Source organism: Nicoliella sp. ESL1113 (assembly GCF_058509245.1).
In genome coordinates this window covers 50,199-70,248 of the sequence record NZ_CP196387.1, presented here as the reverse complement: position 1 = coordinate 70,248, position 20,050 = coordinate 50,199, and the positions used below count along the sequence as shown (strand labels likewise).

The window sequence follows — 20,050 nt, the reverse complement described above, 5'->3', positions numbered from 1 at the left end:
TATGAGTGAAATTTTAAGTCACGTTAAGCAGACTTACCAAGGACCAGACTATGATGTGATCGTGGTTGGGGCCGGACATGCTGGTTGTGAAGCGGCATTAGCAGCGGCCAGAATGGGCAACAAAACATTATTACTTACGATCAACTTAGAAATGGTCGCATTTATGCCATGTAATCCTTCTGTTGGAGGGCCTGCCAAGGGAATCGTGGTGCGTGAAGTCGATGCCCTGGGTGGTGAAATGGGTCGCAACATTGATAAAACCTACATTCAAATGCGGATGCTAAACACAGGGAAGGGCCCTGCAGTGAGAGCCTTACGGGCCCAAGCTGATAAGCATGCCTACCACCGCGCAATGAAGCAAACGATTGAAAACCAACCGAACTTGACGTTACGGCAGGGAATCGTTGATTCATTGATTACCGAAGATGGGGTTTGTAAGGGTGTCGTTACCAACACTGGTGCTAAATATAACGCTAAAACGGTGGTTCTATGTACTGGAACTGCTGCTCGTGGTCGCATTATTATCGGTGAGTTACAATACTCATCCGGGCCTAATAATACCCAACCAGCCCTAGAATTATCCAAGGATTTGGAGAATTTAGGCTTTAAATTAAAGCGGTTCAAAACTGGAACTCCACCACGGGTTGATGGCAATACGATTGACTTTAGTCAAACGACTGAACAACCTGGTGATGAAGAAGTGAACCACTTCAGTTACGAAACGCCAGATAGTCAATACCTTGACCTTAAGAATCAACTGTCATGTTGGTTGACCTACACCAATGAAAAGACCCATGAAATCATTCGGGAAAACTTAGGGCGGGCACCAATGTTTAACGGAACCGTTGAAGGAATTGGACCTCGTTATTGTCCTTCGATTGAAGATAAGGTCGTGCGCTTTGCTGATAAGGATCATCACCAGGTCTTTTTGGAACCAGAAGGACGCGAAACCCAAGAATACTACGTGAATGGGATGTCGACTTCAATGCCAGAAGAAGTTCAACAAAACATGATTCATTCAGTTGCTGGAATGCAAAATGCTGAATTGATGCGGCCTGGTTATGCGATTGAATATGACGTTGTCGATCCATACCAATTGAAACCAACCTTTGAAACTAAGGTATTAAAGAATCTTTATACCGCGGGGCAAACCAACGGGACTTCAGGTTATGAAGAAGCAGCGGGACAAGGGATGTACGCTGGAATTAACGCTGCATTACGCGCCCAAGGTAAGGATCCATTGATTTTGAAACGGAACGAAGCCTATATTGGAGTTATGGTTGATGATCTGGTAACTAAGGGGACCAACGAACCATATCGGTTATTGACTAGTCGGGCTGAGTATCGATTACTTTTGCGGCATGATAATGCTGACATGCGGTTAACTGAAAAGGGATACGAATTAGGCCTTATTTCAGAAGAACGGTATCAAGCATTCTTAGCAAAGAAAGCAGCTGTGGAGGGTGAAATTGAACGCCTGAACAGCATTCGGATCAAGCCGAACGATGAGGTCAACCAATTTATTCAAGAACATGGGGATAAACCGTTACAAGATGGGGTTTTGGCCTCAGTATTTCTACGGCGCCCATATGTTACCTACAACATCTTGAAGCGTTTCATTCCAGAACCAGCTAAGCCACTTGGTCGGCGGGTGATCGAACAAGTTGAAATTCGTACTAAGTACGCTGGCTACATTAAAAAGGCTGAAGAAAACGTTGAAAAATTAAAGAAGATGGAAGCAAAGAAGATTCCTGAAAACATTGATTATGACGCAATTGACGGTCTGGCAACTGAAGCACATCAAAAACTCAAAAAGATCCAACCACACAGTATTGCACAGGCATCACGGATTAGTGGAGTTAATCCTTCTGATATCGCGATCTTAAGTGTTTACATTCAACAGGGACGGATTGCCAAAACTAAATAATCATTATTTAAGAAGTCATGTTGGTATTAAAATGCCAACATGGCTTTTTAATTTTTTCTTATAAACTAATTAAATTAGTATTTAATTTTTAAAAAAGGTATATATTAGTTATAAATTACATAAATTTAGGAGTTTTTCAAATTGAAAGAAAATAAAATATTCCAAGCGATTCGTGACTATGTTTTTCCAGTCGTGTTTGCAATTGTGCTCGTGGTTTTATTAAGGGTTTTTGTTGTTGATAAAATGCGGGTCAGCGGGCCATCAATGCAGCCTAACTTAAACGATAAGGAATTATTGGTCGTCTGGAAGCTAGCACCGATTAAGCATCAGAGCGTGATTGTTTTTGATGCTAGTGGAGTTGATCCTAGCGCAACTCCGACTGCTGATTATTATGTTAAGCGGGTTATTGGGTTGCCTGGGGATAAAGTCGCCTTTAAAGATGGAACCGTTTATGTTAATGATAAAAAAGTCCCACAGACTTTCATCAGTAAGTATGAAGCAACTACTGGGACACAAGTCCAAAATACTTCTGATGGGATTCCAACCTTTAAAAATTGGGATTTAAAAACCCTATCTAAGTATTGGAAGGTTGATCAAGGTGCCGTTACCGTGCCAAAGGGTAAGTACTTTGTACTAGGTGACCACCGTAGTGTTTCTAATGATAGTCGTTACTGGGGATTCGTTCCAAAGGATAAGATTATGGGCGTGGTTCATGTTTATGGTTGGCCATGGCCGTTCAATAAGTACAATACAAATAGTCAGCAACGTTATAACATCAATTCGTTGGGATATTAGAATTAAAAGTACCTGTGGATAATTTATCCACAGGTACTTTTTTAAGAAAATATCAACATCGCAAACATTTGCTATAAAATGTTATAATATGAATAAATTTGTCAAAATTGAAACGGGAGACGTTATTGTGAAATCAGAAAATAGAGTGATTCAATTTATCTTGGACTATATTTTACCAATTGTGGTAACATTGATAGTCCTTGGATTAGTAAACAACTTTTTAATTACTAAGGTGCGAGTAAGTGGTCCTTCGATGGAACCGAACCTTAAGAACAATCAATCCATTGTTGTTTACCGCCAAGCAAAAATTAAGCATCTAAGTGTGATTGTTTTTAATGCTTCTGGAGAAGATCCCCAAGCATCTGGGAATCCTGATTATTATGTGAAGCGGGTTATCGGACTTCCTGGTGACAAGGTAGCTTTCAAGGCTGGGACGATTTACGTTAATGATAAGAAGGTCTCCCAAACGTTCATTAGTAATTATGAACAAACCACGGGGACTCAGGTGCCAACTTATAAGATTACAAATTGGGACATTAAGAAATTAGCTGCTAATTGGCCGAAGAATAAACAAGCCGTTACGGTTCCCAAGGGTGAATATTTTGTATTAGGTGATCACCGAAGCGTTTCTAACGATAGTCGTTACTGGGGATTCGTTCCAAAGGATAAGATCATGGGAGTTGTTCACGTCTTTGAATGGCCATGGCCTTTCAACAGCAATAATACTAATAAACAACAACAAAAGAATATTAATTCTTTAGCATATGAATAAAAAAGAAGTTCACATCAATCATGGTGTGAACTTTGAAGAGACCCCCGTATGTTGGACAGAAAATGTTCAGCATACGGGGGTCTTTATTTTGGCAAAATATAGTTATGAATTTAGATTGAAAGTTGTTTTAGAATACCTTTCTGGAGTTGGATCAACTACGTTGAACCATAAATATGGCATTAAGGGTGTTGCAACAATCTACTCGTGGGTAAAGACGTATAAAAAATTTGGTAAAAAAGCGCTTATTGCAAAACATTATAATCAAGAATATTCTTATATGTATAAATTAAAAGTGCTGAAATGGATGCACCTCTACCACAAGTCGTATCCAGAAACAGCACTTCATTTTAATATTGCATCTCCGTCGAGCATCTTTACATGGCAACGGAGATTAGAGAATGGAAGCCTATATTTAATGAATAAACGTAAGTCCCATCAAAAGAATGTTCTCACAAATAGCGCTGTAAAGCAAATTAAACTGTTAAAAAAGCAAAATTTAGCTTTATCGATTAAACTATCCTATGAAAAATTACTAAGCACTAATAATCAATACGAAAGTATTGATTTATTAGTGAAAAAATTTAGTGATGTTGCAATTTCTAGAATATTATCATCAATTTCATTCCCTAAAAGTAGTTATTATCATCATAGAAAAGCTTCGCTTTCGAAAATAAATGATGAGTTTGATACTGAGGTGAAAAAGGCTGTTAAGGATCATCCTGCTTATGGTTATAGAAGAATAACAGCATTATTTAACAATAATGGATACCATGTTAATCACAAAAGAGTCCAGAGAATTATGCAAAAATACAGTTTACAGTGCCAACTATTTGGAAAAAGAAAACGTAAATATAACTCTTACCATGGCCAAGTAGGCCATGTTGCTGATAATGTTTTAAATGGTGATTTTTCATCTAATAATTTTGGAGAGAAGATAACAACAGATGTAAGTGAATTTAGATATGGAAATGAAGATATAAACCATCGGGTTTATCTTTCTCCAGTGATGGATTTATATTCTGATAAAATCATTTCATATGGAATTAGCAGCCATCCAACAGTTGAACTAACATTAAAGCCGTTGAACCAGGCACTAAAAAGAATCCAGAACACTGTTAAGCATTCAATTGTGCATAGTGATCAAGGAATTCAATACCAGAGTCATAGTTGGGTTCAAACACTAAACAAATATGAAGCTATTCAGTCCATGTCCCGTAAGGGGACATGTTTAGATAATGCTCAAATGGAATCATTTTTCCATATCATGAAAATTGAAATGATGAATACGCATTATGATACCAAAAAATCCTTAATCAATGCGATGAAAACATGGATTAAGGATTACAATAACAATAGATTAAAAGAAAAACTAGGATACCAATCACCAAATCAATATTTGGGATTGATATCCTAGCAAAAAGTATTAGTCCAACCTATAGGGGTCAGATCACTTCTTTTTTATTTTTAATAGCTAAATAATATTTATTTTCATTAGAACATTTTGAATAATAGAGTTAAAGTTTGCTTCTGTGAATTGACCTTGCCAAATAATATTATTATTGCCATCCAATACTTGATAATCTTTTGATTCTGAAACAGGCGCTAGTGTAATGTTGATAACACCATTATTGTTTTGGAAATGTTTGACCGAAACATTCCATGTTTTGTGATCAGCTTGGGCTAAAGATTGAACATCTTCAGTAGTTGCTAAGTCACCATTTTGAACTGCCGTTTCAGCATACATCCGAATGTGTTGTTTAATGTTAATCATAATATAATCAGGATCCTTTTATTATGCGTTAATACTTTCAAATCCGTTGTATTGTTCAAATAAATTAGCGAATTTTTGATAATTCTTTAACAAAGCGGGTTCTAAATTAAGTTCTTTACCAGCTTCAAAAGCGGTGTTGAATAGTGAATTCATAAAGTAAGTCGTGTGGAGTTGATCATTTAACTGAATTCCAGTCTTTGCAACCCGCATCGTTTTTTTAAACTCATTAGTTAAAATGTAGTAGTGAGCTAATTGATTACAAATAAAGATGACCTGAATAGAACTGTAATCAAGGCCCTTTTCTGACTTGTAGCTCTTGATAAATTTATCCGCAATGTTGAAGTAGTATTCAGCATTACTGATCTTATCAAGTTTTTTGTAGGAATCACCCTTAATTGTGTAAGCCAAGGTTGTGTAAACGTTAGCATCTTCACTACGGGTGCTTGCAAGAACTTTATCACATTCAAAGATAGCATCTTCGAATTGTCCCTGTCTAAATTTTAAGAATGCGTTGATGAATTGAAATTGGACCAGTGCTTCAGCTTCGATTTGATAATTCTTTAGCTTAGCGATATTGCTTTCAATCTCATCTGCATTTTCATGATTGTAGTTATATAGTGAATGTTCAGCATTATTCAAAAGTGCATCTACGTCACTATCTGGACGGCTAAAGTCAGAAAAGACATCGTTTAATGTGAGGTCAATTCTTTGACATAGCTTGATTAAAATCTTAGTAGTTGGTGGCACATTGTGCTTTTCAATCTTACTAATTGTGTTTTGAGTACAAATATCACTTGCCAAATCAGTTTGGGTGATATTCTTTTCCTTACGTTGTTGAGCAATTTTACTTCCTAAAAACATATTAATACCTCTCACTTAAAAACATATTTTTTACTGAAAAAGTTCTAAAATTTCACTAACAAAAAGTATCTATCATTCACAAATTAATATGTTATCACAATTATTAAATAAATAATACATGAAAATAGCCACCTTTATAAAATTTTTTGATAATCTTTATTTATATAGATAATATTTAAAAATATGTTTCAAAAAATGCTAAAAATCAGCTAAATCCAATAGATAATAGTAATTGTTTATCTAATATAATGGTATAATTTAATCTGTATTAATATTGAGAAAGGATATGATTTAATGAAGATGATCGATACAATTGAATCTGCTGTTGAATCTGTTAAAGCAAATAGTAACTACAGCATTTCAGATTTAAAAATCATCCCAGAAACACCTTACTGGGCAATGGTGGGACTTGTTAATGAGGGAGATTGCGAAATCCAGTTCCAAGTTCATAACGACCATCAAGTTCGGGTATTGATTCCACTTCAATTGGAAGACTGGGGTGTTTTTGATATCAAGGATTATCCAGAACTATCCACTGTAGAAAACTACTTTGAAAAGTTACCTAATCATCGGGTCGATGGTAGTGATTTTAAAATTTATTACTATCGTCCATACCATTGTTTAACGACCACTGTTGATTTAAATGATGTTAATTTAACTGCTGTGATTGAAAAAATGACAAGCACTTATGATGATATTGCCAAATCAAAAGCTTAGTTGATTGCCTTGATTGAGGGCTCCTTGTTAAGGGGGCTCTTTTTTAATTCTACTAATTTGCTTTAATTGGGTGAAAATTATAGTATAGTTACAAATATTTTTAAAACTATTAGCGTAGGGGGAATCGAGAATGGCAAATGAGTTAAATAACACCGATTTAGAACGTTTTAAATCTGCATATAATCGGCAACCACAAGCAGACGTTATTTCGAGAGCAATCCAGGAAAATGGAATTAATAAGGTTGCGATTGATAATCAAGTAAAAGTACGGTTAAATCCAACATTCTCAATTGATTTAAAAGCAAGTGAAAATGATCAAATCACTGATCAAAAACAAGCTGGTTTTTGTTGGATGTTTGCATTAATGAATGTTTTACGGCATGAATTTATTAAAAAGTATAATGTAAAAGGATTTCAACTATCATCTAACTTCTTATTCTTTTGGGATAAAATCGAACGGGCCAATGCATACTATGATCAAATTATTAGAACGGCTGCTAAGGATACAAGCGATCGTGAATTATCAGTGTACTTATCATCACCAGATGAAGACGGTGGTGAGTGGGATATGGCCGTTGCGCTTGTCCAAAAGTATGGGGTATTGCCAGATGCAGTATTTCCAAGAACGCAAGTTGCTAACAATACCGCTGAGTTCGACCGATTATTGTCATTCAAACTACGGCGGGATGGAATGAAGCTTCGCGAACTAATTAACAATGGTGCCAACCCAGATGAAATCAGTAAATTTAGAAAACAAATGTTAACTGAAGTTTACCGCATTGTTGCGATGAGTATTGGCGTACCGCCAAAAACGTTTGATTTTGAATACCGAGATGATAAGGACAATTATCATATTGATAAAAATATTACCCCCAAACAATTTTATGATAAGTATTTTGGAATTGATTTGAATCAATATATTTCCGTATGTAATTATCCCCATCGTGCTTATAACAAACTATACCAACAATCAGTATCGGATAACGTGGTAGGGGGCCAACACATTCATTATTTGAACTTACCAATGGCGGATCTAAAACGAATGGCGTTACAACAGCTAAAGGATGGCGAACCAGTTTGGTTCGGTAACGATGTGGGTGCTCAATCCGATACTAAACCAGGATTACTAGATAGTAAGCTATATCGTCGTGATCGGTTATTTAATGTTGATTTAGACATGACTAAGAAGCAACGTTTTGAATATTCTGAGGCGCAAGCTTCCCATGCAATGACGTTCACCGGAGTCGACGTTATTGATGGAAAGACGACTAAATGGCAAGTAGAAAATAGTTGGGGCAGCAAAGTCGGTGAATCGGGCTATTTCACGATGGCTGATGACTGGATGGAAGACTTTGTTTATGAAGTGATTGTTAAAAAGCAGTATTTAACTGATGAACAGCAAAGAATGCTCACACAGACCCCAATCGAATTGAACGCATGGGATTAATATGAAATTGGAGGAACGATAATGACAGAAAATAATAATAAATTAACTGATGCTGATATTGCAGCACTTGAAGAAGATTATGCTAAGCAACCTCAAGCAGATGTAATTGCTCGTGCAATCCAACAAAATGGTGTCAATAACGTTGCAAAGGATCCAAAAGCTGCCGTTCGGACTAACCATGTTTTTTCAGTGGAAGTTAAGACCGGTGGAGTGACTAATCAACGGCAAAGTGGGCGTTGCTGGTTATTTTCGCTTACAAATAACTTACGGCATCAATTTGCTGAAAAGTATGGTGTAAAGGACTTTGAACTATCGCAAAGCTACCTCTTTTTCTGGGATAAAATTGAACGTGCGAACATTTTTTATGATCGGATGATTAGTACGGCTAATTTACCAACTACAGATCGAACAGTTCAATTTTATCTTGCGGGGCCTGGTAATGATGGTGGCCAATGGGCAATGTCAGCTGCGTTGGTCCAAAAATATGGGGTCGTTCCCACGAGCGTTTTCCCAGAAAATAACGTTACCAAAAATACTCGCGACCTTAATTCATTATTGAACTTAAAATTACGGCGTGATGGAATGCGTTTACGGAATTTAGTGAATGACGGCGTTAGTGATGAAGAACTAACTCAGGCACGGCAAAAAATGTTGAGTGAAGTTTACCGCATCGTTGGTTATTCAGTCGGGGTTCCACCTGAAAAATTTGATTTTGAGTATCGGGATGATAAACAAAATTACCATTTAGACCAAGGGTTAACTCCCAAGCAATTTTTTGATAAGTACTTTACAGATGATCTGGATGATTATGTGGTACTTTCTAATGCTCCTGATAAGGAGTACAACCAACTATATAGTTTGCCTAGTCAAAATAACGTTGTCGGTGGCAAACAAATTCAATTTTTAAATCTACCAATGAATGTTTTGAAGGCAACTGCCATTCAACAACTAAAGGATGGCGGGACCGTTTGGTTTGGCAATGACGTTGTTGAACAATCGGAACGCAAAGAGGGGATTTTAGATGCTAATCTTTACCATCGAGCTGAATTGTTTAACATTGATCTGGTGATGAGTAAAGCCGAACGTTTTCAATACCATCAAGCTGAAGTTTCACATGCAATGGTGTTAACTGGAGTTGACTTAGTTAATGATGAACCCGTCCGTTGGAAAGTAGAAAATAGTTGGGGCGATAAGAACGGCAATAAGGGTTACTTTACTATGGATGACAGCTGGATGGATGCATTTGTTTACGAAGTAGTGATCAATAAGAAGTATCTTTCCGATGCCCAACGCGATTTATTGAACCAATCGCCAGTCGAATTAGCTCCATGGGATTCCCTAAGTTAAATTGTAACGAAAGCGTAGGACTGATGTAATTCAAGTCATACGTTTTTTTGTGGTAAAATAAATGGGAAAGAGACTGGGGGCGACACACAGATGGCAAAACGCTTTAAATTATTAGAGGAATCTTTTACTGGCGTTTCAGTATATGTTGATCGTGAAACTGGCGTTGAATATGGTGGATATGGTAGTTCTTTGATTCCACTGTTGGACGCTAATGGTTCCGTTAAAATTAATGCCAAAACTGCCGAAAAGTTATTGGCTGAAAAAAGGCGAAAAAAAACAAGGGATGACTAGTTGGGGGAATTAGGATGCTATTATGGCTTCACATCATTTTTGCTTTGATTATGATTATCTCTACAGTGATGGCCCTATCGCTTAGTAGTGGCAACCAATTCTATGTAATGATAGTTCGGTTTTGTTACTTAGTTTTTATTGTTAGTGGAATAGTTTTATTCCCGCACGCCTGGGCGCGCAGTCCATTTCTTGCCGTGGCTAAAGTAGTTGCAGCGTTTGGATTAATTGGTGTCATTGAGGTTTCATTTGCAAAACAAAAGCATAATCAACTCAATAAACGAATGGTTTTAATTTTAGCGACGCTTTTAATAGTAGTAATTTTACTAGGGGTTATCGTTGCTGGTGGCCATCCGTTTGTGAGATAAAAAAAGACACTCAATGAGTGTCTTTTTTAACCCCTTTTGATCACTGCAACTCCCTTATTTTCAGGCATTTCACTGTTGTTTAATAGGAAAACGTTTCCGCCAAATCCAATGACGGTAATGGCAAGGTCATTTAAAATATGGTTTTTAGCTTCTTGGGAAGCAGCAGTATTAATAATTAGGGCATCGATTCGTCCAGCTGGTGCTAGCTTTACAATGTCGTCTAATTTATCACTGGTTAGTTCCATTTGACTAGCTTCATGGTAGTGCACTTTAATGTTTTTGATTGCTGCATCAAAAAGGTGATGTGATCTTTGGATGTGCTTGAACTGGGTATCCATGATTAGTTCAATGATTTTCATGGTATCATCCATAATGATTGATTCATTAACTTCATGGTTTAATTTAAATACTTTTAAAATTGTTGGACCAACATAAATCGCAAGCCCCTTGGTATTTCTCGCGCCGAGCATTCTCGGAATCCGCATTTTATTGAATTTATCTTGATATGGAGACCAATCTTTATCGGGATATTTATTAACAAAGGAATTTTTCACCCGATTACCTAAATTGGTAACAAAGTCACGATCACGAACGTTATCAAGTGGGACAAAAATTGAAATAAATGGTCCAGGTTGTGATTCCAAAGTTAACATACTGCGTAATTGTAAGTTAGTAGCCATCCATGAGTCCTCCAAGTCTTATAATAATTATAATTTAGTATATCACGATTTATATTTTGGTTGTAATAATAATAATTAATGTGATAATGTTACACGTGAAACAATTTAGGGAGGTGTGAAACATCAAGTTTACAATCAATTTGGATGCGCAATTAGCCGATCAAATTAAGCGCGCTGCTGAAGTTGAACATCGGACGGTCGATGAATATATTAAAAATGTGTTGAGAACGACCGTTAAAAGTGGTACCTTAGAGCAGCGCCAGTTTGTTGGCCGCACCGTGAGTGGGAATCAAATTAGCAAAAAGAGCAGACTAGTTTTAATGCAGGGGATTTACTACCGTTATGACCTACTGAATGAATCACAACCATCTGCTTCGGCAGAATATGAAGTGGTGGGGACCAATGGAAACGTGTTATTGCTTCGGCAAAAATAAAAAAGGAGGCATTTAAGATGCCATTTGGATTAAAAATCGTTAAACAAAATTGCGAAGGGTTAGTTGAAACCCTAGGGAAGTACAGTCGAACCGTTCAATCAGGGTTAAATGTTTACGTTCCATTTTTACAAAAGATTAGGACCGTTAGCCTTGCAATGCGCCCAATCTCATTGAAGAAGTATTCGATTATCACTAAGGATAATGCGGAAGTTTCCGCTAGCGTGACTTTAAATTATCACGTTACTGATTCAGCTAAATACCAATATGAAAATACGGATTCAGTTGAATCAATGTCCCAATTAGTGCGGGGGCATTTACGTGATATCGTGGGGCGAATGGACTTGAACGAAGTGCTCGGCTCCACCGCTAAAATTAACCAGGATTTAGCTGAGGCCATCGGTGATTTAACTAATACATACGGAATCAACGTTGACCGCATTAATATTGATGAATTGACACCATCTTCAGCGATTCAAGAAGCAATGGATAAGCAATTAACCGCTGATCGGGAACGTAAGGCTGAAATTTCAAAGGCCGAAGGGGATGCCCAGTCGATTCAACTGCGGACCAAGGCACAAAACGAAGCCTTAATTGCCACTGCTAACGCCAATGCCAAAGCAACGCGAATTAAAGCTGATGCTGAAAAATATCGAATTGATACGATTCAGTCTGGATTAGCGAATGCTGATGAAAAATACTTTGAAAATCAATCGATCAATGCCTTTGCTGGATTAGCTCAATCTGATAGTAACTTGATCGTGACACCAATCGATCAAGCTGATCAATACGGTCGGATGGCGAGTTTAAAGAAGATTTGGGATGCCAATGATAAAAAGTAGCTTCAGTTATTTAATTTAAAAAGCGATATTAAAAATATCGCTTTTTTGCTTTTAAAATTAATTTCTGATATATTTAAATTGTTTCATATTGATTATCAACGGAGATGATATTTATGGTTCTTAGAAAGAAATCATTACTAAGCATGTTATTATTAACTTCACTAGCTGGTTCGATCTTTGTTGCTAGTGATTTTGAAACGAAGGCAAATGCAAGTAAGCCTACATATGTAAAGTCTTTTCCTAAGAGTATTCAGGGGACTTGGTATACTTACATTGGCTTTGATGGCAGCAAGAAAAACTGCATCTAAATGCAAGTGCAACGAAATTCCATCCTTATAATGCAAAGCTTCAAAAGGAAGTTTCTAAGACGGGTGCTTGGTCATATGCAACTGTGTTTAAGTATAATGGCAATACCTGGTATAATTTCCGTGGTTGGCAACAATCTGCTGGAGACGGGTCTTTTTATAGCGTTAAAACAATTGGGGGTCATCGGGTGTTAACCGAAGCTGAAGGAGCTACGATTTCAGTTATCGCGCATTACTACCAGACCAAATCACTCGCCAAGAAAATTGGTCCAAAAAAATATAGTGGATTTGATTACCAATCAGGCTATTAAAATGTAAGAACTAAATATTATTTTCTGAGCGTCCTAATTTGAGGGCGCTTTTTTAATTTTTCATTTGATAATGAATGGTGTAAGATATAAATCAATACACGATTGTGTATTAGTAATGCTGGTTGATCAGTAAAATTAATAATCCTATCTTTTCAAAGCAAAAGCGTATAATTAGAAATACTAGATATTAAAATTAGGAGGGATTCGTGATATAGATGCTAACCAATATTATTGATGTAATTATTTGGATTAATGCGGGACTAGCGTTGTTGACCGTGTTTAGACAAAAACGTGATATTGCAGCCACCTGGGCGTGGTTATTGGTACTCTCGTTTTTACCAGGGGTGGGCTTTATTATCTACGCTTTTTTGGGGCGGAAGCTCCCCAAGAAACGGTTATTTAGATTTCAAGCGCAAAACGTTGCCAACATGCGCAAGATTTTGGATAAGCAATTAGGGATGTTTAAAAACGTCCAGTCGATTCCAGCTGATCGGGTGGCTTATAAGTCACGGGGACTGATTCGATTATTTGATAATATGGACGATTCATTCCTAACCCGTAAAAATGCTGTCACCGTATTTACCGATGGCAATCAACTTTTTAATCGGTTGTTGACCGAGGTTAAAGCTGCTAAGCACAGCATTAACATTGAATTTTACACTTTTTATAGTGATCAGATTGGGACTCAAATGCGTGATTTGTTAGTTGAAAAGGCTAAGCAGGGGGTCACGGTGCGGGTGATTTATGATAGTTGGGGATCGATGGGAACCAATGCAAAGTTCTTTAAACCACTTACTGAAGCTGGTGGAATTGCAGAACCATTTTTACATACGCATTCAGCCATTTTTGATTTTCGGATTAATTTTAGGGATCACCGCAAAATCGTTGTAATTGATGGCAAGGTAGGCTATGTCGGTGGTTTTAACATTGGTGATCAATACCTGGGGCGCAAGAAAAAGTTCGGCCACTGGCGTGACACCCACATTCGCGTGGTTGGCGCCGGGGTGTTCGGGTTGCAGTCGCAGTTCATCCTAGATTGGAACGCCACTGACGATAAGCATCCAATGGATGACGACAGTCCAGAACACTTCCCTGTAACTGAGGTGGATGGAAGTACTGATATGCAAATCGTGACCAGTGGGCCTGATTCTGATATGGAACAAATCAAGGTCGGCTACATTAAGTTGATTCAAATGGCGGAACGGACCTGTTGGATTCAATCGCCATATTTGATTCCAGATGATAGCATGATTGATGCGCTCCGCATTGCTGCGATGTCAGGGGTCGATGTTCGAATTATGGTACCATGTAAGCCGGATCACCCATTCGTTTATCGGGCGACGCAGTACTATGCTCGCCAACTAGCTGATGATGGAATTAAAATCTATTTCTACCAGAATGGCTTTATTCATTCTAAAACAATGGTAATTGATGGGAAGGTCGCTTCAGTCGGGTCAGCCAATCTTGATTACCGCAGCTTTAAGCTGAATTTCGAAATTAATGCGTTTATGTACGATGAAAAAATCGGCGAAGAGCTAGTTAATATTTATAAACAAGATATGGCAAGTAGTAAGCTGATTACATCGGAAATGTTTAGTCAACAATCAAGGTGGCTGCGGTTTAAGCAGCAATTTAGTAGACTATTGGCACCAATCTTATAATAAACAAAGTCATGATTTAATCATGTAATGTTAAGACGTTAGTGGCAGTTGATATTTATCTAAGGGTATTAAAAAAATAACTTTAACGCAAAAAAACGGCACTGAAAGTAAATTCAGCGCCGTTTTCTTAATTATTAGGCTTACTTACGATACTTATGCATCATAAGCAAGTGAGGTGATTCAATTTAAATTAACCTTGGTTGTTCTTGAAGCGTGGATCAGCAGGCTTAGTTTTTGGAATGCCACCCATTGCTTCAGGGTTTTCTTGGAATTCGAACTTGTGACCATCCTTAGCCACTTGTCCTTCAAAGGCCCGAGAACCGTCGCCATCAGAGAAGTTCATGATGGTGTGGGCAAATTCTGAATGTTCGATGTCACCCATGTCACCAGGGACGATCACACCGTATTTTTCTTCCAATTCTTCTTGAGCCTTCATGAATTGAAGTTGGTGTTGAGTTTCACGAGCTAATAAGAACTTAAGCATGTCGCGAACTCCTTCATCTTCAGTCATGTAGTAAAGTCGGCTAACTTGAAGGCGGGCTTCTGATTCACGAACCACGTTGAAACGCATGTCGGCAACGAGGTTCCCACTTGAAGTAACGTAACCGGCGTTCCAAGCGGCACCGTTAGGGTTGTTAAGACTAGCAGTCATTCCGTGAACGAGGCCGTGTTCTGGATCCATGCCACCAATAACGGCAGCAAGGGATGGGTCCTTCTTAATTGCTTCTTCAGTCGCAGTGGTTGGCGCACCTTCTAAAAGGTAACCAATCATTGTGGAGATCATTTCAACGTGACCGATTTCTTCTGTCCCTGTATCGAGAAGTAAATCTTTATATTTTTCATCTCCAGTTGATGCCCAACCTTGGGAAAGATATGACATCATCCCAGTGGTTTCACCCCATTGGCCACCAAGAGCTTCTTGTAGACGACGTGCCATTAATGGATCTGGACGATCAGGCTTAGCGTTGTATTGCAATTTACGAGTGTGTTTAAACATAAAGATTTTCCCTCTTTCTTAAAATATAATGTTCTGAAACAGAATTCATAACGATAATAATTAATTACATCGTGTACGATATAATATACCACGACCTATTTTGTGTGTCTATTATTATCTTTCATAAATGGATCCAGAAGGGGCAATTTAGCAGAGTCATATCAACGATAAAATGCGCCATGGCCGAATTTTATCACGAAATCAAAAATATTAATTTTTTTGATTCGCATACTAAAATAAAAAAGCCAGTTCGAATTTTAAGTTCGAACTGGCTTTTAGTTTAGGCTTGTTTGCGAGTGGCACAATCACAATGTCTAGAATTGGCATTAGTGGCTTGTTGCTTGTTTTTAGCTTCTGTTTTTTCCATTGATACTTTACTCATGGTAATTAATTCCTCCCCGTCAATAGATAAAAAGACCACACAGCCCCGTATGGTCTTTTTATAGATTTCAAAAGAAAGTTTTTAGGATAGTAATAATTAGCTCAATACATTGGATATTCACAATGTACATTATTGTAATAATAGTACAAAAAAGATACAAAATCAAGCGATTCGTCACTTTTCCTTAAAACATGCCTAACTTTTATTTACCCCAACTCCATGGATCTTGTCGCCACTTTAATAGTGATTTATGATCTTCAGGAGTAATCAATGATTCATCCTTAGCCTGTTCAATTAAGCTAGAATAGTTAGTGAGGGTGGTCAATGGAATTTTGGCATCTGCAAAGTTTTTAGTGCTGTCTGATAGTTCATAGGTAAAAATAGCAGCAACCCCAATGACTTTTGCATCAGCTTCTTTATCAACCGCCTTAGCAGCATCTAAGACACTACCACCAGTTGAGATTAAATCGTCAATCAATACGACCTTTGCATCGGCTGGGAGATGGCCTTCGATTTGCCGTCCTTGACCGTGGTCCTTAGGCTTGGAACGAACGTAGACCATTGGTAAGTTTAGTCGATCTGCAACTAGTGCGGCATGTGGAATCCCTGCAGTTGCTACCCCGCCGATTACGTTGGCTTCTGGATATGCAATCTTAATCATGTTGGCCAGTCCATCGGCAATTTGGGTTCTTAAATCAGGATAGCCAATCGTGAGTCGGTTATCAGTGTAGATCGGCGATTTGATTCCACTAGCCCAGGTAAATGGCTTGTTGGGTGATAAAGTGACTGCGTTGATTCTGAGTAGTCCTGATGCGATTTGTTTTTCAATTTTAAGTGCCATGTTAATTATCCTTCCCATTCTTGTTTAATAATTTGATATGCAGCTTGTGGGTCTTTCGCCTGGGTAATTGCCCGCCCCACAACGATTCCGTTACTACCCAATTCACGGGCTTGAGCGGGAGTGGTGATTCGTTTTTGATCATCGGTACTGTTATTTTTCAACCGAATCCCTGGGTTGATACATAGAAATTCGTTGCCAGCAGCATCATGAATTAGTGGCGTTTCTAGTGCTGATGAGATGGTTCCATCGGCTCCGTTGGTAGCGGCTAACTTAGCTAAGTGGGTGACTGATTCTTTGAGACTAGCGTCAACTAATTGTTCTGATTGCATTTGCGCTTCTGAAGTGGATGTTAATTGGGTCACCGCTAATAATTTTGCAGGGGTGCCATTAATGGTCTGACTCCCGTTGATTAAACCGCGCTTGGCAGCTTGAATCATTTCAGCTCCACCAGCAGCGTGGATCGTGGTCATTTGAACGTCGAGGCGCCCAATTTGTTCTGCCGCTTTTTCAACTGTGTGGGGAATGTCATACAGTTTTAAATCAAGAAACACTTTGACGCCCATTTTACGTAATTTAGTAATAATACTAGGTCCCGCAAAGTAAAATAATTCCATCCCAACCTTTACAAATAGTTCTTCAGGATGGGTAAACCGATTTAGAAAATCAAAACAAATTTGTTGGTTTTTAAAATCCAGCGCAATAATAATTGGTCTCATCAGTTTCACCTTTCTATATAAAAAAGCCGACCAGTCTGTAAGACTAGCCGGCTTTAAAGCACTCCCGATTAAGCGGAAATGGATAGAAATATGCACCGTCAATTGCTAGCCTCACAGGACTAATTTAAAATGCTTTGTAATTACATGTATTCTACCTTGAATATAATTATTAATCAAGGCTTATTTTTGATTCTTAATGACCCGTACTCTAATCACGGCATTGATTTGGGATAGGTTATCAATTACTGCTTGGGTTGGTTCCTGATCTAAATCAATGACAGTATAGGCAGTGTGTTCCTTAGCGGCGTTACTCATTCCTTCGATGTTTAAGTCGTAATCAGCCACCTTAGTAGCGATTTGTCCCACCATGTTTGGAATGTTTTCGTGAATTAACGTAATTCGGTAAGGAGTATTGAATGGAACGTTTAAGTCGGGCAGGTTTAATGCGCCCTTAACGTTTCCAGTTTCGAGGTAGGTCATGATGATGTTGGCACCCCGAACGGAACCGTTAGCTTCTGCTTCTTCAGTTGATCCACCAATATGGGGAGTGACAACGATATCGTCGTTATCGCGGAGAATGTCTTGACCAAAATCAGTGATGTATGAAGCCACGTGCTTAGCGTTGATGGCATCTACAACGGCTTGGTTATCAACAATGCCTAGGCGTGAGTAGTTCAATAGGTGGACGCCATCTTTCATGGCTTTAATTTCATCTGCACCAATTAATCCAGTCGTGTCTTCTGTCTTTGGAACGTGGACGGTTACAAAGTCAGCGTCGCTAATGGCTGCCTTCATTGAATTAGCACGTTCAATTTGGTTCGAAACGTTCCAAGCGGCATCTGATGAAAGGAATGGGTCAAAACCAATTACTTCCATCCCTAAGTCGCGCGCAGCATTGGCAACTAATGAACCCACGTGTCCCAAACCAATAACGGCTAATTTCTTGCCTAGTAATTCAGTTCCCTTGAAGCGGTCATTGGTCTTCTTCATCAGTGAGATATCGATGTCAATGTGTTCAGCAGTGTACTTGGTTACTGAGAATAAGTGACGAGCGGAAGCTACGAGCATGGCGATCACTAATTCTTTGACGGCATTGGCGTTACTACCAGGGGTGTTAAAGGCTGCGATTCCGGCTTCGGTAACGCGGTCCAATGGGATGTTGTTGAAACCAGCACCAGCCCGAGCAATCACCTTTAACTTTTCTGGAAATTCTGCTTCGTGTAGGTCAACAGAACGAATTAAGTATGCATCTGCATTATCAGTTTGGTTAACTTGGTATTGATCTGATAAGTGGTCGATTCCGGCTTGTGAAATTGCGTTATAAGTTTTTACGTTGTACATTTTAAAATTCCTCCTAGTGGGTTTGTTCAAATTTGTGTAGGCAATCAACTAATGCTTTGGCACCATCAATTGGCATGGCATTGTAAAGACTGGCTCTAAGTCCGCCAACGCTTCTGTGGCCCTTAACGCTCATGAGGTCGTTTTGGGTCGCAAAGTCAACGAATTGAGCATCTAAATCTGCGTTGCCAGTCGAGAATGTGATGTTAGTCAATGACCGTTGTGATGGTTTGACATGGTTCTTGAATAATTTGGATTCATCAAGATAGTCGTATAATACGGCTGCCTTTTGTTTGTTGATCTTTTCCATTTCATCAACGCCGCCGAGGTTTTTAAGCCACTGGGTAACTAGCCCTGCGACATAGATTGGAAATACTGGTGGCGTGTTGAACATCGAATCTTTTTTAACGTATGGTTCATAATTCAGAATCTTTGGCGTGTGTTCTGCAGGGTCGATTAAATCTTTTCTAACGATGACGATCGTGACCCCAGCGGGTGCCAGGTTCTTTTGTGCTCCTGCAAAAATCAATCCAAAGTCACTTACGTTGTAACGTTCTGCCATGAAGTTGGATGACATATCACCTACGAGGGTGATGTCCTTATGGTCAGGCAGGATGGCATTGTGATAAGTAGTACCTTCAATCGTGTTATTGAGGGTTGTGTATAGGTAGTCATATTCACTAGATGATAGTTCGCGATCTGGATATGGTAGTGATTGGTACTTTTCAGACTTGGTATTACCAACGACATCCACCGTATAGCCTAAATCAGCAGCTTCGGTAGCAGCTCCAGATGCCCAATGGCCACTATCGAGCAATGCGATTTTACGATGATGATTGGCTAGGTTAAGTGGTACGGCAGCAAATTGACCAGTTCCACCACCTTGACAAAATAGGACTTCATAATTATCAGGAACTTGAAGCAGATCTTTCAAATCTTGCTTAGTGTTATCCAAAATATCTTGAAAACGCTGGGTACGGTGTGAGATCTCTAAAATGCTCATTCCGCTACCCTGGAGCGATGGGAGCTCCCTTTGAATTTGATCCATGACTGGCTTTGGTAAGACCGCTGGACCAGCTGAAAAATTATAAACTGTCATCAATTAAGACCCCTTATGTGGATTTTTTATAAAAAAGTGGAAACAAAAAGCCCCCGCAATAATTTCACTGCGGGAGCTTCTTCAAGGGTATAATTCCCGGTCCCGCAGTGATGTAGAAGACATCTATGCAAGACCAGACTAAAGTGTCATTTTA

The 20,050-nt window shown here is 38.6% G+C and carries 22 protein-coding genes; 14 read left to right on the top strand and 8 right to left on the bottom strand.

Annotation, left to right across the window (positions count from 1 at the left end):
- Position 1 precedes the first annotated feature (1 nt).
- The 4 genes from mnmG (at position 2) to ACSYTJ_RS00335 (ending at position 4,908) form a co-directional block, all read left to right on the top strand.
- On the top strand, positions 2-1,927 hold the full coding sequence (gene mnmG / locus ACSYTJ_RS00350; protein ID WP_491719860.1) for a tRNA uridine-5-carboxymethylaminomethyl(34) synthesis enzyme MnmG: 1,926 nt from the start codon (positions 2-4) through the stop codon (positions 1,925-1,927).
- Positions 1,928-2,068: 141 nt separating this feature from the next.
- Positions 2,069-2,722, top strand: a complete 654-nt coding sequence (lepB, locus tag ACSYTJ_RS00345; RefSeq protein WP_491716901.1) for a signal peptidase I — start codon at positions 2,069-2,071, stop codon at positions 2,720-2,722.
- Between the two features lie 127 nt (positions 2,723-2,849).
- Entirely contained in the window at positions 2,850-3,494 is a 645-nt protein-coding gene (lepB, locus tag ACSYTJ_RS00340; protein WP_491716900.1) for a signal peptidase I, read from the top strand.
- 88 nt (positions 3,495-3,582) lie between these two features.
- On the top strand, positions 3,583-4,908 hold the full coding sequence (locus ACSYTJ_RS00335) for an IS3 family transposase (protein WP_491719859.1): 1,326 nt from the start codon (positions 3,583-3,585) through the stop codon (positions 4,906-4,908).
- Between the two features lie 57 nt (positions 4,909-4,965).
- On the opposite strand, the gene ACSYTJ_RS00330 is transcribed toward ACSYTJ_RS00335, so the two are convergent.
- Together ACSYTJ_RS00330 and ACSYTJ_RS00325 are read right to left on the bottom strand one after the other, a co-directional pair.
- A complete protein-coding gene (locus ACSYTJ_RS00330; protein ID WP_491716899.1) occupies positions 4,966-5,265 on the bottom strand; it encodes a hypothetical protein in 300 nt (99 codons plus the stop codon).
- A 21-nt stretch (positions 5,266-5,286) separates the two neighbouring features.
- Positions 5,287-6,126: a helix-turn-helix domain-containing protein gene (locus ACSYTJ_RS00325; RefSeq protein ID WP_491716898.1), complete on the bottom strand. Its 840-nt coding sequence runs from the start codon at positions 6,124-6,126 to the stop codon at positions 5,287-5,289.
- A 294-nt stretch (positions 6,127-6,420) separates the two neighbouring features.
- On the opposite strand from ACSYTJ_RS00325, the gene ACSYTJ_RS00320 reads away from it, so the two are divergent.
- The 5 genes from ACSYTJ_RS00320 to ACSYTJ_RS00300 all read left to right on the top strand — a co-directional run bounded on the left by ACSYTJ_RS00320 (position 6,421) and on the right by ACSYTJ_RS00300 (position 10,293).
- Complete coding sequence (locus tag ACSYTJ_RS00320) at positions 6,421-6,843, top strand: hypothetical protein (RefSeq protein ID WP_491716897.1); 423 nt, start codon at positions 6,421-6,423, stop codon at positions 6,841-6,843.
- 130 nt (positions 6,844-6,973) lie between these two features.
- Positions 6,974-8,290, top strand: coding sequence for a C1 family peptidase (locus ACSYTJ_RS00315; protein WP_491719858.1), 1,317 nt, complete (start codon positions 6,974-6,976; stop codon positions 8,288-8,290).
- Between the two features lie 21 nt (positions 8,291-8,311).
- Complete coding sequence (locus ACSYTJ_RS00310; protein ID WP_491716895.1) at positions 8,312-9,637, top strand: C1 family peptidase; 1,326 nt, start codon at positions 8,312-8,314, stop codon at positions 9,635-9,637.
- Positions 9,638-9,727: 90 nt separating this feature from the next.
- Positions 9,728-9,928, top strand: a complete 201-nt coding sequence (locus tag ACSYTJ_RS00305; protein ID WP_491716894.1) for a DUF6440 family protein — start codon at positions 9,728-9,730, stop codon at positions 9,926-9,928.
- A gap of 14 nt (positions 9,929-9,942) precedes the next feature.
- Positions 9,943-10,293: a DUF1516 family protein gene (locus ACSYTJ_RS00300; RefSeq protein ID WP_491716893.1), complete on the top strand. Its 351-nt coding sequence runs from the start codon at positions 9,943-9,945 to the stop codon at positions 10,291-10,293.
- Positions 10,294-10,319: 26 nt separating this feature from the next.
- Here ACSYTJ_RS00300 and ACSYTJ_RS00295 read toward each other — a convergent pair whose 3' ends face one another.
- Complete coding sequence (locus ACSYTJ_RS00295; RefSeq protein WP_491716892.1) at positions 10,320-10,973, bottom strand: hypothetical protein; 654 nt, start codon at positions 10,971-10,973, stop codon at positions 10,320-10,322.
- A 140-nt stretch (positions 10,974-11,113) separates the two neighbouring features.
- Here ACSYTJ_RS00295 and ACSYTJ_RS00290 point away from each other — a divergent pair, with 140 nt between their 5' ends.
- The 5 genes from ACSYTJ_RS00290 to cls all read left to right on the top strand — a co-directional run bounded on the left by ACSYTJ_RS00290 (position 11,114) and on the right by cls (position 14,523).
- Complete coding sequence (locus tag ACSYTJ_RS00290; protein WP_491719857.1) at positions 11,114-11,407, top strand: toxin-antitoxin system HicB family antitoxin; 294 nt, start codon at positions 11,114-11,116, stop codon at positions 11,405-11,407.
- Positions 11,408-11,424: 17 nt separating this feature from the next.
- A complete protein-coding gene (locus tag ACSYTJ_RS00285; RefSeq protein ID WP_491716890.1) occupies positions 11,425-12,246 on the top strand; it encodes an SPFH domain-containing protein in 822 nt (273 codons plus the stop codon).
- 113 nt (positions 12,247-12,359) lie between these two features.
- Positions 12,360-12,554, top strand: a complete 195-nt coding sequence (locus ACSYTJ_RS00280; protein ID WP_491719856.1) for a hypothetical protein — start codon at positions 12,360-12,362, stop codon at positions 12,552-12,554.
- A gap of 83 nt (positions 12,555-12,637) precedes the next feature.
- Positions 12,638-12,862 (top strand): hypothetical protein, encoded by a 225-nt coding sequence (locus tag ACSYTJ_RS00275; protein WP_491719855.1) that lies wholly within the window; start codon positions 12,638-12,640, stop codon positions 12,860-12,862.
- Between the two features lie 215 nt (positions 12,863-13,077).
- On the top strand, positions 13,078-14,523 hold the full coding sequence (gene cls / locus ACSYTJ_RS00270) for a cardiolipin synthase (protein WP_491716888.1): 1,446 nt from the start codon (positions 13,078-13,080) through the stop codon (positions 14,521-14,523).
- Positions 14,524-14,713: 190 nt separating this feature from the next.
- Here cls and ACSYTJ_RS00265 read toward each other — a convergent pair whose 3' ends face one another.
- The 5 genes from ACSYTJ_RS00265 to serC all read right to left on the bottom strand — a co-directional run bounded on the left by ACSYTJ_RS00265 (position 14,714) and on the right by serC (position 19,896).
- On the bottom strand, positions 14,714-15,520 hold the full coding sequence (locus tag ACSYTJ_RS00265; protein WP_491716887.1) for a manganese catalase: 807 nt from the start codon (positions 15,518-15,520) through the stop codon (positions 14,714-14,716).
- A 584-nt stretch (positions 15,521-16,104) separates the two neighbouring features.
- Positions 16,105-16,743 (bottom strand): orotate phosphoribosyltransferase, encoded by a 639-nt coding sequence (pyrE, locus tag ACSYTJ_RS00260; protein ID WP_491716886.1) that lies wholly within the window; start codon positions 16,741-16,743, stop codon positions 16,105-16,107.
- Between the two features lie 5 nt (positions 16,744-16,748).
- Positions 16,749-17,459: an orotidine-5'-phosphate decarboxylase gene (pyrF, locus tag ACSYTJ_RS00255; RefSeq protein ID WP_491716885.1), complete on the bottom strand. Its 711-nt coding sequence runs from the start codon at positions 17,457-17,459 to the stop codon at positions 16,749-16,751.
- A 180-nt stretch (positions 17,460-17,639) separates the two neighbouring features.
- Complete coding sequence (locus tag ACSYTJ_RS00250) at positions 17,640-18,800, bottom strand: phosphoglycerate dehydrogenase (RefSeq protein WP_491719854.1); 1,161 nt, start codon at positions 18,798-18,800, stop codon at positions 17,640-17,642.
- A 13-nt stretch (positions 18,801-18,813) separates the two neighbouring features.
- On the bottom strand, positions 18,814-19,896 hold the full coding sequence (gene serC / locus ACSYTJ_RS00245) for a 3-phosphoserine/phosphohydroxythreonine transaminase (protein ID WP_491716883.1): 1,083 nt from the start codon (positions 19,894-19,896) through the stop codon (positions 18,814-18,816).
- Positions 19,897-20,050 lie beyond the last annotated feature (154 nt).